General features: G+C 61.1%; 10 protein-coding genes and 1 pseudogene. 5 read left to right on the top strand and 6 right to left on the bottom strand.

Annotation, left to right across the window (positions count from 1 at the left end; genetic code table 11):
- Positions 1-21 precede the first annotated feature (21 nt).
- The 6 genes and pseudogenes from KW062_RS03530 to KW062_RS03550 all read right to left on the bottom strand — a co-directional run bounded on the left by KW062_RS03530 (position 22) and on the right by KW062_RS03550 (position 4,269).
- The gene (locus KW062_RS03530) at positions 22-516 is read right to left on the bottom strand and encodes a copper chaperone PCu(A)C (protein ID WP_033866021.1); all 495 of its coding nucleotides are present in this window, start codon (positions 514-516) and stop codon (positions 22-24) included.
- A gap of 47 nt (positions 517-563) precedes the next feature.
- Positions 564-965: a DUF2946 domain-containing protein gene (locus tag KW062_RS03535; RefSeq protein ID WP_105753979.1), complete on the bottom strand. Its 402-nt coding sequence runs from the start codon at positions 963-965 to the stop codon at positions 564-566.
- Positions 966-1,076: 111 nt separating this feature from the next.
- Positions 1,077-1,163 (bottom strand): annotated as a pseudogene (locus tag KW062_RS28790) (addiction module antidote protein); the annotation flags it as partial.
- Between the two features lie 85 nt (positions 1,164-1,248).
- A complete protein-coding gene (locus tag KW062_RS03540; RefSeq protein WP_105753978.1) occupies positions 1,249-1,971 on the bottom strand; it encodes a cobalt-precorrin-6A reductase in 723 nt (240 codons plus the stop codon).
- A complete protein-coding gene (locus tag KW062_RS03545) occupies positions 1,968-3,065 on the bottom strand; it encodes a cobalt-precorrin-5B (C(1))-methyltransferase (RefSeq protein WP_105753977.1) in 1,098 nt (365 codons plus the stop codon). The genes KW062_RS03540 and KW062_RS03545 overlap by 4 nt, the downstream gene beginning before the upstream one ends.
- Positions 3,058-4,269 carry a bifunctional cobalt-precorrin-7 (C(5))-methyltransferase/cobalt-precorrin-6B (C(15))-methyltransferase gene (locus tag KW062_RS03550; protein WP_027617600.1) on the bottom strand — a complete coding sequence of 404 codons (1,212 nt, stop codon included), beginning with the start codon at positions 4,267-4,269 and terminating at the stop codon, positions 3,058-3,060. Before KW062_RS03550 ends, KW062_RS03545 begins: the two co-directional genes overlap by 8 nt.
- A 118-nt stretch (positions 4,270-4,387) precedes the next feature.
- Here KW062_RS03550 and cobG point away from each other — a divergent pair, with 118 nt between their 5' ends.
- The 5 genes from cobG to KW062_RS03575 all read left to right on the top strand — a co-directional run bounded on the left by cobG (position 4,388) and on the right by KW062_RS03575 (position 15,971).
- The gene (gene cobG / locus KW062_RS03555) at positions 4,388-5,710 is read left to right on the top strand and encodes a precorrin-3B synthase (protein ID WP_105753976.1); all 1,323 of its coding nucleotides are present in this window, start codon (positions 4,388-4,390) and stop codon (positions 5,708-5,710) included.
- The gene (locus tag KW062_RS03560) at positions 5,703-6,329 is read left to right on the top strand and encodes a precorrin-8X methylmutase (protein WP_105753975.1); all 627 of its coding nucleotides are present in this window, start codon (positions 5,703-5,705) and stop codon (positions 6,327-6,329) included. Before cobG ends, KW062_RS03560 begins: the two co-directional genes overlap by 8 nt.
- The gene (locus tag KW062_RS03565; protein WP_027617603.1) at positions 6,329-7,060 is read left to right on the top strand and encodes a precorrin-2 C(20)-methyltransferase; all 732 of its coding nucleotides are present in this window, start codon (positions 6,329-6,331) and stop codon (positions 7,058-7,060) included. The genes KW062_RS03560 and KW062_RS03565 overlap by 1 nt, the downstream gene beginning before the upstream one ends.
- Complete coding sequence (gene cobJ, locus KW062_RS03570; RefSeq protein WP_105753974.1) at positions 7,060-8,757, top strand: precorrin-3B C(17)-methyltransferase; 1,698 nt, start codon at positions 7,060-7,062, stop codon at positions 8,755-8,757. The genes KW062_RS03565 and cobJ overlap by 1 nt, the downstream gene beginning before the upstream one ends.
- A 260-nt stretch (positions 8,758-9,017) precedes the next feature.
- Entirely contained in the window at positions 9,018-15,971 is a 6,954-nt protein-coding gene (locus KW062_RS03575) for a TcdA/TcdB pore-forming domain-containing protein (protein WP_158261836.1), read from the top strand.
- Positions 15,972-15,990: the final 19 nt, after the last annotated feature.

Genomic DNA, 15,990 nt, shown 5'->3' on the forward strand with positions numbered 1-15,990 from the left:
CACGGACGGTTCAGCCTGTGGTTACTGAGCGTGCTGGTGGGCGTCGTTGCCGGCGGGCGGTTGCTTTTGCACCGCAACCTCGACCGTCACATCGCCTGAATGCTTGAAGTGTAGTGTCAGCGGGAAGCGCTTGCCATCCGTCAGCAGGCTGCGATCTTTCAGCTCCAGGAGCATTACGTGGTAGGCCATCGGGGCGAAGGTGACTTTGCCGCCAGCGGGGATTTCCACGTTGGCGACCTGCTGCATTTTCATCAGGTTTTCTGTCATCACGTGCTCGTGTAACTGGGCCAGACCGGCAATCGGCGAGCTGACGCTTTCCAGTTGATCGGCGCTTTTGCCGTTGTTGTGAATGACGAAATAGGCCGCCACGGTGGGGGCATTGGGTGGCAACTCTTGCGACCACGGATGGGCGATCTCGAGTTCGGCGAGTTTGTACTCGTGGGCATTGGCAAAACAGGCAGGCAGCAGCAGGGCGGCGAGCAGCAGGGCTTGCTTCACCAGGGATGGTTTCAACATGGCAGTTCTCCTGAACGATTTAAAACGCAGTAAGGGTGCGAATCGAATCAGGCGACGGGAGAGGCGCGGGGGTTGAGGCTCGGCCATTGCTGGCGGGGCGTCAGTGTATCAAGCGTCGATGCCGGCAAGCTTCGGTTGGATTCGAAGTGGGCAAAGTACAGTTGCGGTGAATGGCCGGGCAGCGCCACCAGCGGCGCGGAGCCGGAGCAGCACCAGCAGTGCTGCATGTTGGAGTGCTGCTCGTTCGACGGTGTTTTTTGTTCAAGGCTGCCGAGGGAGATCGCGACCATCCGCGTACCCGTAGACGAGCAGAAACTGCCCCACAACAATTGCTCGGTCGGTGACTGACTGCTGGCCTTGGCCATTGCACCGGACATCGGCATGGCGAGCATGTTGAACAGCACTGCGAAGCAGGCGATCCAGGCAAATGCTAGCCGTTGTCGGGACATGGTCACATCCGGTTATGGGGTCATCAGGCGGCGTATTTAGCCTGATTGGGGTGGATAAGTAAAAAACCGCTGTGCGGTGTGGTGTCGCAGCACCCTTGCACGGCGGTCAACGTGAAGCTTGAGGCCAAGGGCCTTCATGACCTTGATGATAGTCGTAAATTCCAGATTGCCACTACTGCCCGGCGCTTTGTGCAGGGTGGGGGACTGTAGTGCGGGCGATTGAGTCTTGCTATGCGATGCGCGCCGAAGGGCCTGTAAGAGTTTTCCGTTTTTTGACCTGCCGTCAGCGATGATCTGCCAGCGCCTTCAACACCTCGCCCACGCTGGCAAACGCCCGATCAACCTCCGGCAGTACCGGACGCTTGAGAATCAGCACCGGCACCTCGCGTTCACGGGCCACTTCCAGTTTGGGCTCGGTGGCGCTGCTGCCGCTGTTCTTGCTGATCAGCACATCGATGCGGCGACGCTCGAACAGGGCGCGCTCGTCTTCCAGGTGGAAAGGGCCGCGGGCGCCGATGATCTCGCAGCGCGGGTTGCCGGGGTAGACCTCCAGCGCGCGCAGGGTCCAGAACTGCTCGGCGGGAATGTCGTCGAGGTGCTGCAGTGGCTCGCGACCGAGGGTGAACAACGGACGCTTGAACGGCTGCAGGGCGTCGGTCAGCTCGGCCCAGTCAGCGACTTCGCGCCAGTCGTCACCGGCCTGGGCTTGCCACGCCGGGCGGCGCAGCGCCCAACACGGGATGCCACTGTGTTGCGCGGCGGTGACCGCGTTCTGGCTGATTTGCGCCGCGTAGGGATGCGTGGCGTCGAGCAGCAGGTCGATGCCCTGTTCCTCAATGAACCGGGCCAGGCCTTGGGCGCCGCCATAGCCGCCAACCCGTACCTGGCACTTCAGGTCGGTGGGCACGCGGCCGACCCCGGCCAGGCTGTAGATATGCGGCGCCTCCAGCGTGCGGGCAATGGCCAGGGCCTCGGTGACGCCGCCGAGCAGCAACAGGCGCTTCATTGCAGGACTCCGGCATGCCCGACAATCCCGCCCTGGCGGTCGATGGCAAACACCTCGACCTGAACCTGGGCCGGGACCACGCTGCGGGCGAAATCCAGGGCGTGCTGGCACACCGCATCACCGAGGGCGATCCCGGCGGCGCTGGCCATGGCCAGGGCCTGCTGACTGGTATTGGCCTCGCGAATCTCTTGCGCCAGGCCCTCTTCGGCGCCGCACTCCAGCGCCCATTGCGCCAGTTGCGGCAGGTCGATGCTTGAATGTCGGCTGTGCAAATCCATATGCCCGGCAGCGAGTTTGCTGATCTTGCCGAAACCGCCGCACAGGCTGAGTTTGTCCACAGGCACTTTGCGCAGGTGCTTGAGTACCGCGCCGACAAAGTCGCCCATTTCGATCAGGGCGATTTCCGGCAGGTTGTAGACCCGGCGCATGGTGTCCTCGCTGGCATTGCCGGTGCACGCGGCGATATGCAGGTAACCGTTGGTCTTGGCGACGTCGATGCCCTGGTGGATCGAGGCGATGTAGGCCGCGCAGGAAAATGGTCGGACGATGCCGCTGGTGCCGAGGATCGACAGCCCACCGAGGATGCCCAGGCGTGGGTTCATGGTTTTCAGCGCCAGGGCCTCGCCATCGCGAACATTCACCGTGACCTCGAAACCACCCTGATAGCCAAGCTCCAGGGCCAGCGCCGACAGGTGATCGCTGATCATCTTGCGTGGAACCGGGTTGATTGCCGGCTCGCCGACGGCCAGCACCAGCCCGGGGCGAGTGACTGTTCCGACCCCGCCACCGGCCACGAAACGAATGCCCGGTGCGGCCAGCAGCCGGACTTGGCTGTACAGCAGGGCGCCGTGGGTCACGTCCGGGTCGTCCCCGGCATCCTTGAGTGTGCCGGCTTCTGCGCCGGCTGGCGTCAGGCGGCAGAACTCCAGGCGCATCGTCACCTGCTTGCCCTTGGGCAGCGTGATCTGCACCGCATCACTGCTCACTCCGCCGAGCAGCAAGCGTGCTGCAGCGAGGCTGGTGGCGGTGGCACAGCTGCCGGTGGTCAGGCCGCTGCGCAAGGGCGCGGGTTGTTCGGCGGTTTCGTCACGCATCGAGAGGTTTGACCAGATCGAGCAGGGTAATCGGCAGCGCCTGGCGCCAGGTGTCGAACTCGCCCAGAGGCTGCGCCTGGGCGATATGAATCCGTGTCAGCTCACCGCCGTGGCGCTCGCGCCAGGCCATCAGGGTCATTTCGCTTTGCAGGGTGACGGCATTGGCAACCAGGCGGCCACCGGGCTTGAGCTGTTCCCAGCAGGTTTGCAGCACGCCGTCGCGGGTCACGCCGCCGCCGATGAAAATCGCGTCCGGCCGCTCGAGCCCGGCCAACGCAGCAGGTGCGCTACCGCGAATCAGTTGCAGCCCGGGCACGCCGAGGGTGTCGCGGTTGCGTTCGATCAGTGCTTGGCGGCCGGCATCGGTTTCAATGGCCAGGGCGCGGCAACTGGGGTGGGCGCGCATCCACTCGATGCCGATCGAGCCGGAACCGGCGCCGACATCCCACAGCAGTTCGCCGGGCGTCGGCGCCAGGCGCGCCAGGGTCACTGCGCGCACATCGCGCTTGGTCAATTGACCGTCGTGCTGGAACGCCGAGTCCGGCAAACCGGCCAGGCGCGACAGGCGTGGCGTGGCGGGTTCGGCAAGGCACTCGATGGCGATCAGGTTCAAGTCGGCCAGCGCCGGGTCGGTCCAATCGCTGGCGATACCTTCGATACGTCGCTCGGCCTCACCGCCCAAGTGTTCCAGCACCGTCAGACGGCTCGGGCCGAAACCGCGCTCGCGCAACAGGGCAGCCACCGCCGCCGGGCTGTGGCGGTCGTTGCTCAGGACCAACAGGCGCACGCCGCTGAAAAGTTGCGCATTGATTGCCGCCACAGGCCGGGCTACCAGCGATACCGTGACCGTGTCCTGCAGCGGCCAGCCCATGCGCGCCGCCGCCAGGGCGCAGGATGAAGGGGCGGGGAGAACCAGCATTTCGTCGCCGGGGATCTGCCGCGCCAGGCTGGCACCGACGCCAAAAAACATCGGGTCACCGCTGGCCAGCACGCAGACTGGCTCGCCGCGCCGCGCCAATAGCGGCTCCAGAGAGAACGGACTGGGCCAGAGTTGGCGCTCGCCACGAATGCACGCCGGCAATAGATCGAGCTGGCGCTGGCCGCCGACTATCCGCGTGGCACCCAGCAGCGCGCGGCGGGCGAGCTTGCCCAGCCCCTTGAAGCCGTCTTCACCGATGCCTACGACTGTCAGCCAGGGGGTCATCTAAATTCCTCAAACAGGCAGGATCCGACAGGCAGGCTTTTCATGCTGTCGGACAAAGCAGGCATAATACCGCGCCTTCGCCTGCGAAGCGCTTCAACCTCACAGCCGGTCGCCCCCTTTGAACGAGCCTCAGCAGCACACCACCTTACGCCCCTCGGCCTGCCCGGGGTTGCTGCGTATCGTCCAGGCACTGGATGGCGGGATCTGCCGGATCAAGCTCAACGGCGGGACGATCACGGCGGTCCAGGCGATCGCGGTGGCCGAGGCTGCCGAGCGGTTTGCCGGCGGTGTGATCGAGGCGACCAATCGCGGCAACTTGCAGATTCGCGGGGTTGGCGGCGAGTCCCAGTGCTTGATCGACAGCCTGCTGGCCGCCGGCCTGGGGCCGCGTTCGATGGCCGGTGACGATGTGCGCAACCTGATGCTCAGCCCGACGGCGGGGATAGATCCGCACAGCGTGTTGGACACCCGGCCATTGGCGGCGCGGATTCTTGCCAGCCTGCAAGACAACCCGGTGTTTCACGACCTGTCGGCCAAGTTCGCTGTGCAACTGGATGGCGGTGAGGCGCTGGCGATGCTTGAGCACCACCATGACCTCTGGTTGAGCGCCGTCGAGCGTGAGGGGGAAGGCATGCTGGCATTTGGTCTGGCGGGTTGCCCGACAGACATACCGCTGGCTGCCGTGCGCGTCGAAGACGGCCATGCCCTGGTGATCGCGGTACTGGAGCTGTTCCTTGAGCGTGCGCGACCGGAGCAGACCCGCATGCGCCATTTGCTGACGGAGTGTTCCGCAGAGTCGTTGCTGCAGTCTTTAGCCGAGCACGTCGCGGTGCATCCCCTCGATCAATGGCAGCGTGCGCCGGCCGAGCCCCATCGGCACATCGGCACGCATGCGCAACGCGAGGCGAGCCTGGTGCATGTCGGCGCGGTGCCGCCGCTGGGGCGCCTCAACCCTGCGATGCTCAAGGGCGCAGCGCGCCTGAGCGAGGCTTTCGGAGACGCCAGCCTGCGCCTGACCCCATGGCAGAGCCTGCTGCTGCCGAACATTCGCGTCCAGGATGCGCCGATGCTGAGTCAGCAACTGCAGGACCTCGGATTTGTCCTGGATGCTGCACAACCCCTGGCCCATATGCTCGCCTGCACCGGTTCGGCCGGCTGCGCCAAAGGCCTGGCCGACACCAAGCGTGACGCCGTGCAACTGGCCACGCTGCTGCAACGTCCCGACATCGAACGGCACGTGCACCTGTCCGGTTGCCCGCGTTCCTGCGCCTCGGCACATACGGCGCCCGTCACCTTGCTGGCGGTGGGCGCCGGTCATTACGACCTTTATTTTCGCGATGCGCGGCAGCCGGGTTTCGGCGCCCTGCACGCACGCAACCTTACTATCGACGCGGTCGGCGCCTTGCTCGACGCCCGCTCACGGAGCCCCCTTGATGCTTGATTACATCCGCGACGGTCAGGAGATCTATCGCAACTCCTTCGCGATCATTCGCGCCGAGGCGAACCTGGACCGGATCCCGGCCGACCTGGAAAAACTCGCGGTGCGGGTGATCCATGCCTGCGGCATGGTCGAAGCCATCGACGGTCTGCAGTTTTCCGAAGGTGCGGGCAAGGCCGGGCGCGCTGCGCTGGCCGCGGGTGCACCGATCCTGTGCGACGCGCGCATGGTCAGCGAAGGCGTGACCCGCGCGCGCCTGCCGGCCAACAACCCGGTGATCTGCACCCTGCGCGACGACAGCGTGCCGGATTTGGCCCGCGAATTGGGCAATACCCGTTCCGCAGCGGCGCTTGAGCTGTGGCGTCCGCACCTGGAAGGCAGCGTGGTGGTGATCGGCAATGCCCCGACCGCGTTGTTTTACCTGCTGGAAATGCTCGATGCCGGCGCCCCCAAACCGGCCTTGATCCTCGGCTTTCCGGTGGGCTTTGTCGGTGCCGCCGAATCCAAGGCCATGCTCGCGGCGGACAGCCGGGGCGTGCCATTTGTGATCATGCAAGGTCGGCTGGGCGGCAGCGCCATGGCTGCCGCAGCGGTCAATGCCCTCGCCACGGAGATTGAATGATGCAGCAACCCGGACGTTTGATCGGCCTTGGCGTCGGCCCCGGTGATCCCGAACTGATTACCGTCAAGGCCTTGCGTTTGCTGCGTGAGTCGCCGGTGGTGGCCTACTTCGTGGCCAAGGGCAAGAAGGGCAATGCCTTCGGCATCATCGAGGCCCATCTGCAGGACGCGCAGAACCTGCTGCCGTTGGTGTATCCGGTGACCACCGAGACGCTGGCACCGCCGTTGTCTTACGAACAAGTGATCAGCGACTTCTACGATGGCGCCGCCGAGCAACTGGCCGAGCATCTGGACGCCGGACGCGACGTGGCGGTGATCTGCGAGGGTGACCCGTTCTTCTACGGCTCCTACATGTACCTGCATGATCGCCTGGCCCAGCGCTACGAGGCGCAGGTGGTGCCGGGTGTCTGCTCGATGCTCGGTGGCGCTTCGGTGCTGGGGGCGCCGCTGGTGTATCGCAATCAGAGCCTGTCGGTGCTGTCCGGGGTGTTGCCGCATGAGGAACTCAAGCGGCGCCTGGCCGATGCCGATGCGGCGGTGATCATGAAGCTGGGGCGCAACTTGCCAAAAGTCCGTGAGGTCCTGGTAGAGCTGGGCCTGGCCGACCGTGCGCTGTACGTCGAGCGCGCGACCATGGCCAACCAGAAGATCGTGCCGCTGGATCAGGTCGAACCAATGTCGTCGCCGTACTTCTCGTTGATCATCGTTCCCGGCGAAAGGTGGCAAGGCTGATGACTGATTCCACGCCGGCCATTGTCATCCTCGGCCAGGGCAGCCTGGCCACCGCGCGCCGCATTCAGCAGCTCTATCCTGCTGCGCAGATCCACGGCCTCGCGGCTCGGGTCGAAGGCGCCGACAGCACTTATCTGGAGTTCGGTAGCACCCTGCGCAAGCTGTACCAGCACGACACACCGATCATTGCGCTGTGCGCGGCGGGTATCGTCATCCGCACCCTGGCCCCGCTGTTGCTGGAAAAGGGCGCCGAACCGCCGGTGCTGGCGGTGGCCGAAGACGGCAGCGCTGTGGTGCCGCTGCTCGGTGGCCTCGGTGGGGTGAATGACATGGCGCGGGAGATTGCCGCCGCCCTTGAAGTCGCGCCAGCCATTACCACCAGTGGCGAGCTGCGCTTCGGCACCTGCCTGCTCAATCCGCCCAGCGGTTATGCCCTGGCTGATCTGGAGCAGGGCAAGCGTTTCGTTTCCGACCTGCTAGCCGGCCACAGCGTGCGCATCGAAGGCGTTGCGCCCTGGCTGGATCAGGCGCAATTGCTTGAGGATCCGCAGGCACAGCGCTCGATTCACATCGGCAGCGCCGAGCGTGAAGCGAACCGTCATGAATTGCTGATTTACCCACGGAGTGTGGCGGTGGCGGTGAGCGCGGGTGCAGGGGCCGAGGACATTCGCGCGGCACTGCAACGGGCAGGCGTAGCGGTGCAGGCAGTGGCCTGTCTGCTCGCGTCCGAGGACGAAATGGCCAGCCCGGACCTGCGCGAAGCGGCGTCGGCGCTCGGCGTTTCGCTGCGTTTTGTCGCTGCAGCGAGCAGCGCTGGTGCGCTGGCCCGGTCTGCGGTGCCGGAAGCGAAGGTCATCGAGTCGGGAGAGGTGATTGCCATCGCGATTGCTGCCCAGCCATTGCAGGTGAACCAGGTCGGTCGTGCCCGTGGCCGTCTTGCGGTGATTGGCCTCGGCCCGGGGGCCGCCGAGCTGATGGTGCCGGCGGTGAAGGCCGAGCTGGCGCGGGCCACCGACGTCCTCGGCTATGAAACCTATGTGCGCATGGCCGGTCCGTTCCGTGCCGATCAGGTGCAGCATTGCACCGATAACCGCGAAGAAATGCAGCGTGCCCGCCATGCTTTCGAGCTGGCGGCGCAAGGGCGCTCGGTGGTCGTGGTGTCGTCCGGTGATCCAGGCGTATTCGCCATGGCAGCGGCCGTGCTTGAGGCGTTGCACGAGTCCAGCGAGCCGAGCTGGCACCGTGTCGAGCTGGAAATTTTGCCGGGCGTCTCTGCCTCGCTGGCCACCGCCGCGCAAGCCGGTGCGCCACTGGGCCATGACTTCTGCGTGATGTCGCTGTCGGACAACCTCAAGCCCTGGTCGATCATCGAAAAACGCCTGGACCTGGCCGCCGAGGCCGATCTGGCGCTGGCGTTCTACAACCCGATCTCGCGTTCGCGTCCCTGGCAGCTGGGGCGGGCCCTGGAAATCGTCGCCCAACACCGAACCGCTGCAACGCCGGTAGTACTGGGGCGTGATATCGGGCGTCCGGGTCAGACGTTGCGCACCACCACCCTGGGGGCACTGACCCCGGATCAGGTGGACATGCGCACCATGGTCTTGATCGGCTCGTCCACCACCTGCGTGTTTCCCCGTGCCGAGGGTGGCGACTGGGTGTATACGCCGCGTTGGTACGGTGAGAAGCCGCTCTCCTGAATGAAGACGCCCCTGAATAGGGGCGTTATTCAATGTCTAGTTATGTTTAGCGTTATGGGTGACTTTGAGTGAGTCGCGAAGCTGTACATGTGCTGAATTCAATCGAATTTGTCCTTGTTGGTTGGGTGCGTTAGTTTCGATTCGGTCCAAAAAGATAGGCTAATAAACTTGTCAATAAAGTGGTGGGTATCTTTCGATGTCGACCGCCTTGATCAGTGCCTGTGTTTATGGGGGATCGATTAACTTTCAAGGAAGATATTATGGGTGACAATTTAGTTGGCATTGGAGAGCCTGGTGATAATGCTTTTTCAGAGGCGATGTTTTATCAGCTGACGGTGGAGTTGGCGGAGTTTGAGGAAGATCCGGTTTATCAGGCGTTATTTCAATATTACAGGGGCGTAAATCAAAGCGCAGAAGTGGCGGATAAACTGGCGGCTGCAACACTTCTGAATAACTCGATCAATTCGCTGTTTCAACGTCGATCTTCACCCCCTGGCGATAGTGCCAAGCAAAGTCTGCAAGCGCTCGAGCAGTTAACCTCAAGGCTCAACGCGACAATGTCCATGCTGTCCCCGGCGCATGAGCCGGTTCCCAAAATCATGCATTTTGTCAGGGTGGGTGGCAGTAAGGTCACTGACATTCAGCGTGACTACATGAACATCTGGCGCAAGGTTCTGGCTGCCGAGGGCTATCGCTTCAATCTCTGGTATGACAGCGATGCGCTGCTGGCTTTCAAGATGAATCGAGTGATTCGCGATAGCGCCAAGGCGGATGCGATGGAGTCCGCTGCAACCGAGGAGACTGACCCTACACGGCTGGCGGAATTGATTGAGCATCGTGCCCGGGTTCTCAAACGACAAATGTGGGATTACCTGCAACAACCGCAGTGGGCCGGGCGAGCGGATGAGGCGCGTATTGATCTGATGGTCCGAGTCTATGGCGAGGATCGGGCGACGCTGGAAGCGTTTCGTCAAGACTGCCTGGACAGTCACCTGGCCCTGATTGGACCGGATCTGCAGCTGCGCGACGCCGGTCTGGAGTTCCGGGATCACCCGTTGCGAGATATCTATCAGCGTGAAGTCGCGATGCGTGGCAATTTTGCGGCGGCCAGTCATGTTGTGCGTTTGCAGGCTCTTTATAAGGAGGGAGGACGCTACAGCGATATGGAGTATTTGCCGCCGCTGGTCGATAAGCCGGGGGGCGTCGATATCAGTGAGTTCTCTGGTGAGGCAAAAATCGGTGTATTGCAGCTGTTGCTCAATTATGACGACAGCTTGATGCCCGGCCGGGGTCATCCAGACCATGCTGACAGGACGGCACTCATCCCCACAGAACTCCAGGAGCCCCTGCTGGCATTTGCACGTGGCAAGCCAGGGCTCGATAAAATATTTGTTGCACCCCGGGACCAATCGGCTCCGCACGATGGATTGCGCATGGGCACGGCATATGGTGCCGCCAGTGACGGGGAAATGAACGAGCATGTTCTGGCGCAGCCGAACAGCGCAATGATTGAGTCGACCCAGCAGGTGATTCGTTCCAATTATGATGTTCTGTTGGAAGTTGAGCGCCGACTGACTGAAGACGCTAGCAGTTGGGGCGATAACGATAGTCTGAACAAGGTCGTGGCCGACGTTATCAACGAGAAAGAGGTGGAAGTCTGGCCGACGCCTGCACGTCAGATGCACTTGAAGAAGTTGCGTGAGGCCTTGCTCAGCTACCACCAGGAAGGCATTCATGTCGATGCCCATAGTGCGATCTTTATGACCGGCTCGCCGGCCTCATCCAAGGGGATCGCTGACTACATTGAGGCGCATATCGAGGGTGAGCATGCGCTCGCTGTTCGCAGTCGGCTGAAGTTGTTAGAGGGCTACAACTATTACACCGAAGCAGCATTCAGCACCGACGGGGCCATAAACGGCGAAGAGCGGCGCTGGCTTGCCTCTGAGCAAGAGAGATGGACATCCGGCGAACTCACGTCGCGTTACTTGGGTAACCTGTCGGAATTGCTCAACGAACAAACCCTCGAATTCGATGGCGGCTGGCCTGTCGTCGAAGGTAAACCGGTGTTGCTGACTTCCGTCCTGCAGCAACTGCTCCATGAGCTGCATGGTCAATTCGTGGACGTGATGAATGAGCACGTGAGCGGTAAGAGACGCTTTCGCTACAGGTTTTTCATTGGTCCCATTGAGCGTGCCCAAATCCGCGCGCAGCCTGACGTAAAACTGCCACCCTCGACGGACACCCAGTCACTCGGCTATCTCAACGCAGCGTTCAGCCGGATGGCTGCCGGAGATCTGCTGATCGAACAATTGAGCCCCGCGCACCGCGTCGTGCTCGGCGGCTTGTTCGGGGCCACGAGTCTGGATGAGGTGGGTTTTGCTCGGGCGTGGGAGGCGGCTTGTTTGCTGGCGAAAAACACTGAGGGTCGCAGCAGCAGTGAACGCTACATGCAGATTGAGCAGCAGCTTCGCGAGCAATCCGGCGCTGACTTCATGCTCGGACTCAACACGGGCATGCCACTCACTTCGATCGAGTGGAGTTCCTGGACGTCAAGAGTTGGGATGTTGTTCGACCCCTTGAGTGTTCGTCAGTGGTTAGAAAACGCCAACGGGATTGAGTCCGCGGCCAGGCGAGAATATCGATTATCCATACTTCAACGTGGCGCTCCCGTTCGTAGGCGGATGTTGGGAGCCGGGGCTGTTTCGGTCAAGCAATTGCCCCAGGGATTGCTGGTAAGTGGCACTGGCGATCCGTGGCGGCGCTGCTATCCATTGGCGCTGGTCATGGCCGCAGTTCTTGAGCAGGGGGACGCAGTCGAGCTCACATGGATAGGTAAACTGGTCAACGCCGACCTGGCTCAGGATGATCCGCAAACCCATCATTTACTGCGAGTGCTGGATGACCTGCGCAGCGTTCCCATGTCGCAGTTTGGTCAGAAGCGCACAGCGATGGATTTGCCTCGGGTGATGCAGATCCTGGAGGAGAAAGCCGACGGTGCGAGCCTGATGCTCAACACTGACAGGCACTCACTGCTGATCAGCAAGCACATGGTCGACGACCACGCGGTCTATCGCTTCTATGACCCCAATTTTGGTCTCTACGGGTTTGAGCGAGCGGAGGATCTACAGCCAGGTATCGAAGCTTTTTTCGCCGACCAGAAACTTGCGCTGCTCTACGGGATTGAAGATCTGTCCAGCGCCACCTTCGACGTGCTTGAGCTCGACGGTTCGAGGATCTGCGCTGAGCCCTTGCCGTCACAGCTGACTGTCGGCGAGTTGTTGGGCGATCACACCGTTGAGCCTTGGCAGCATCACGCCGCGTTAAGCACCCTGGCGTTATCGCATCACCCGCATCTGGCACGTGCGATGACTGAGCTGGATGGTCGCCGCTGGGCGCAACGGATCAAGCAGGCCACCCGGGAATTGCTGGCCAGGCACGGCCTGAAACAGGAGTACGTGCCGCTGTACCAAACAGTAGAACCGGCCGGTGAAGGGAAATGGACAATGACGCTGGTCAATCGCCGAAGGCCAGGCGAAAGTTTGAGCGTAACGCTTGAGGACCCCATCTGGTTCAATGCCAGGAACTGGCTGCACGAACAGTTCATGGATATGGCCAAAACGCTGCCCGTTGACGTCACCCCTCAGGAGTCTGCGGCCATCCCAACGCTCGACGCCGGCTTGAGAATCGCGGCGCTGTTGCTGACTTTACGGCAGCAGGGAAGCGCTGGCGAGAAGGAGGGAGAATCGATGGTGTTGGGGGTGCGTCTGCAAAGCTATTTGACGTACATCCAGCAGGCTCATGGTCACATTTCCACTGTTGTCGAGGTTGTGACGCAAATACAGCAAGTACTGCTCGATCAGCGGTTGATCACGTCCACGGTCACCAGCGCAACGAAGCATTCCTTTCGACTTCTCGTGCTCGGAAAGGCGGGCTTTGTCTTGGGGCTTATTGGTGTCGGGTTTGATGTTTACGAGCTAGTGACCGCTAAAGATGCCACGGGCATAGCCGTGGCCGCGGTTAATCTGACCTTCAGTTTGACTACGGTTGCATTGCAGGGCTCTGCCCTGGTCGCAGGTGGAACCTTTGCCGCTGTTGCAGGCCCGCTGGCGGTTGTTGTGGGTGGCGTCGGCTTTGGTGTGGGGGCTCTGACCAGAAACTACAGCTCGAATCTGGCGCGAGCACAAGCCGTCGCGATTTACATCAACAAACTCAGACTGGCTCTCGCCGACGGCGGTGGCACGACACAGCAGGGCGTCTTCCACCCGATACCTGAGGCAGTCATCCTGCAACTGGACCTGCGCAGTCGCCAGGTCACACTCGGTAGCCACTGCTTATTCCGTGGCCGATCGGTGACTTTGGGACTGCCAATGGTGGAGGAAGATATAGCGACGGCAATCGATATGCGAGAACGCTGGGGTCTGACTGAGAGAGCTGAGTTCGTGAAGGGCGTTCACAGCGCCATCTTGCCGGTTACACCAAAATGCTACTTCAATTATGACTATCAACTCCTGCCGGGAGGGGCTAATCGCCACGACCTGGGCTTTGATGACTTCCGCGACCTGGAGTACGACAGCGACGGCAATCGCACCTTCTGGTTCGACCCCTGGATACCTTTCGAGTACGTCGTTTACAAACTCTTCCCGGTCTATAAGCCGACCCTGATCAAGGTCCTGCTTGATGAGCAGTGCCGGTCTTTGTATGTCCCGCAAATCCCTAAAGAGTGGCGAGGGAAAGTGTCGTATGAAATTGAGGCGTCGACAGGGCAATATTCACTGTCATTGAACGAGGGCGTGTCGAGGGTAGACCTGCGCTCGCAACAGGCGCCCGAAGCAGTTGATTGGGTGATTCGTGTGACTTGGTTGAGCGAAAAGGATGTGTTTTTCGTGGCGCAGGGTCTGGATCTGTCAGGCGGCATCCAGGTGCGTGTGGCGCCGGATACCAAGCTGATCCTGGAACTGGATGAAGGGCTATTTTGCCAGGTGGATTGGGTCACTCAGCAGTTGATCCCGGCGGCCCAGCAGCTACCGGACAACAACAAGGTGGATGCAGTGCGCAAGCGCTTGAATCTGCTGACCCGCGAACATCACCCAAGCAGCCCTTATCTGTCACTGCATCACCTCAAAGTACCTTTTACCCATCCAGACTCTTCTGTCTATACCCATGCCTATTACGAGGTGGCGAAAGAGCGCATTCTGTACGGGCGCGACTTCCCTCAGTCGTTCGCCAAAGAGGTTCGCTTGGCGGCGGTCATGGCTGATGGCGCCTACTTCTACCACCTTGAAGCCCCCACCGTATGGCGGGTCGATACCGTCAGTGCCCAGGTCACTCGACGCTATCGGTTGCTCAATACCCAAAATCCTTCGCAGATCCTGTCGTGCAAAGATGTGGGAGGCGCGTTACATGTTGTTCAGCAATTCGCCGACCCTGAGGGTTATCAATTTCAACTCGAATACCTGATTCGCCCCGATTCCGTGGAACTGACTGCCAGTTCGGTTTCAAGCAAAGATCCTGAATTCAGCGGCGATGAAAAAGACGTTGAGTTTGTCTGGAAGAACTTTGTATCGAAGTACGCCGCGGACGAAGTGCCAAACGATGGTTCGCCCGCGATGGGTGGAGATATCAAAACATGGACGGCTGCGGCATGTGTCTCTTACCACATTCATAACGGCACCCAGACCTATGCTGCCTGGCGCCGTAGCCGAGATGATTGCTGGGTCCATGGCAAGAGTCTGAGCATCAAAAATCCGATTCTGCTTGCCTTCCAACCCGATGACAGCAACACCATGCTGTTTTACGACGTGCTGGAAAAGGCCGTGTGGGCCTGGCAGCGGGTGCCGAACAGCACGCATGGAAAGTTGAGTCTGCTGGTAAAGGATGTGGATAGCGAGCAATCCGTCTTCGCAAGCCACTTGATGCCCACAGTGCCGGGCCTGGTGTTCGACGTGCGAACCTCTCCCGCGAGGTTGCGCCTGCTCAGCGAAAAATGGTTGCGCGACCAACCCGACTGGCTTGCGACGTTACCGGCCGTGCTTGAGCAACATCAAGTTTCGACCCTGGATATTGTCGGCTTGTTCGATAAGCACGGCCGACCTTTCGCGGCACGTTACATGGAGCAGCAGATTCTGCTGGTTGATTCGGTCCATGGACCAAATGTGCAAATCGTGGGACTGACTCCCGACGAAAAAGCCGTATGGTTGTTTGCGCCTGAGTCCGCTGTGCTCTTGCGCCATCCGCTCTTGAGCCTTGCCCAGGTGAAGGTATTGTTCGGTACAGGCTTGAAGTTGTCGGGGCACATCGAAGGGATTTCGCCGCAGCGTGTCTGGCGAGATTGGTCGTTTGCTGATGTCACCATTCAGGGCGGTGGGTTGCGAGGGCGAACCCGTGAGGGTGTCATTCTTTCGCTGGTCGAAGGTGAGCCGGCTCGGATTATTGGGGTAGATCGAGCCTTCATTGATGCGCGGCCTTCCACGGGCACCCTGGAGGAGCGGCTGCATCGCTTGATTTCCAATCAGTCCCATGCACCCATTCTTACCGCAGGCCGTAGTCCTTCTCGTGATCAATGGTACGACACAGTTCGCCGGCGGCTATTCGCCGTAGCTGGAAGAATGGACGATCAATGGACGACTTGTCTCGGTGTGCTGTCGGATGGGTCATATCTGCTGTACGACCCTGTCGATCAGCGGCTGTTCAGCAGCAATCGAAAGATCTGGAGCCAGAAAGTCAGCGCCTATCGGAATGAGCAGGTGCTGACCATCTGCTGCTCCGAACCTGTTACTGACTTGCAAGCGATGCTTCCCGAGGGCATCGATAAGCTGATTCTGGGGTTTGGTGACGGGGGCGCGAGCTGTGAAGTTTCGCTGGACGATTGGGCCCGGCTGGATTGCATTGCAGTCGATCTGGCCGAGTCGCAGAGCTCGCAACCGCCAAGTCCTGGCAAGCTGGTCCTGCTGCTGCCGGGGCTGGATAACTGGTGGCTATCCTCGGGGAGTGGACATCTGGTGCTGACGGATCCTGATAACGCCCATACGCTGATTGTTCGTAATGCCCTGACGATGCCGGCAACATCACGGCGCGCCTTGACGCTGACGCTTCATCTGCGAGGACAGCATCAGGCGATAGGATTGGAGAAGTTGGTTCTGGCTTGGCAGGCTCACGGCAAGGAGGGCCAGTTGCATTTGCTAAGTGAGATTCTGGATCAGTCTAACGAAGATTGATTAACGCCGCCGTCAGGGA

Origin of the sequence: Pseudomonas fluorescens (assembly GCF_019212185.1) — a bacterium.
Classification (GTDB): domain Bacteria; phylum Pseudomonadota; class Gammaproteobacteria; order Pseudomonadales; family Pseudomonadaceae; genus Aquipseudomonas.

Coding starts and splice junctions, on each gene's coding strand:
- KW062_RS03530 (WP_033866021.1), bottom strand. CDS start 516: ATGTTGAAACCATCCCTGGTGAAGCAAGCCCTGCTGCTCGCCGCCCTG.
- KW062_RS03535 (WP_105753979.1), bottom strand. CDS start 965: ATGTCCCGACAACGGCTAGCATTTGCCTGGATCGCCTGCTTCGCAGTG.
- KW062_RS03540 (WP_105753978.1), bottom strand. CDS start 1,971: ATGAAGCGCCTGTTGCTGCTCGGCGGCGTCACCGAGGCCCTGGCCATT.
- KW062_RS03545 (WP_105753977.1), bottom strand. CDS start 3,065: ATGCGTGACGAAACCGCCGAACAACCCGCGCCCTTGCGCAGCGGCCTG.
- KW062_RS03550 (WP_027617600.1), bottom strand. CDS start 4,269: ATGACCCCCTGGCTGACAGTCGTAGGCATCGGTGAAGACGGCTTCAAG.
- KW062_RS03560 (WP_105753975.1), top strand. CDS start 5,703: ATGCTTGATTACATCCGCGACGGTCAGGAGATCTATCGCAACTCCTTC.
- KW062_RS03565 (WP_027617603.1), top strand. CDS start 6,329: ATGCAGCAACCCGGACGTTTGATCGGCCTTGGCGTCGGCCCCGGTGAT.
- cobJ (WP_105753974.1), top strand. CDS start 7,060: ATGACTGATTCCACGCCGGCCATTGTCATCCTCGGCCAGGGCAGCCTG.
- KW062_RS03575 (WP_158261836.1), top strand. CDS start 9,018: ATGGGTGACAATTTAGTTGGCATTGGAGAGCCTGGTGATAATGCTTTT.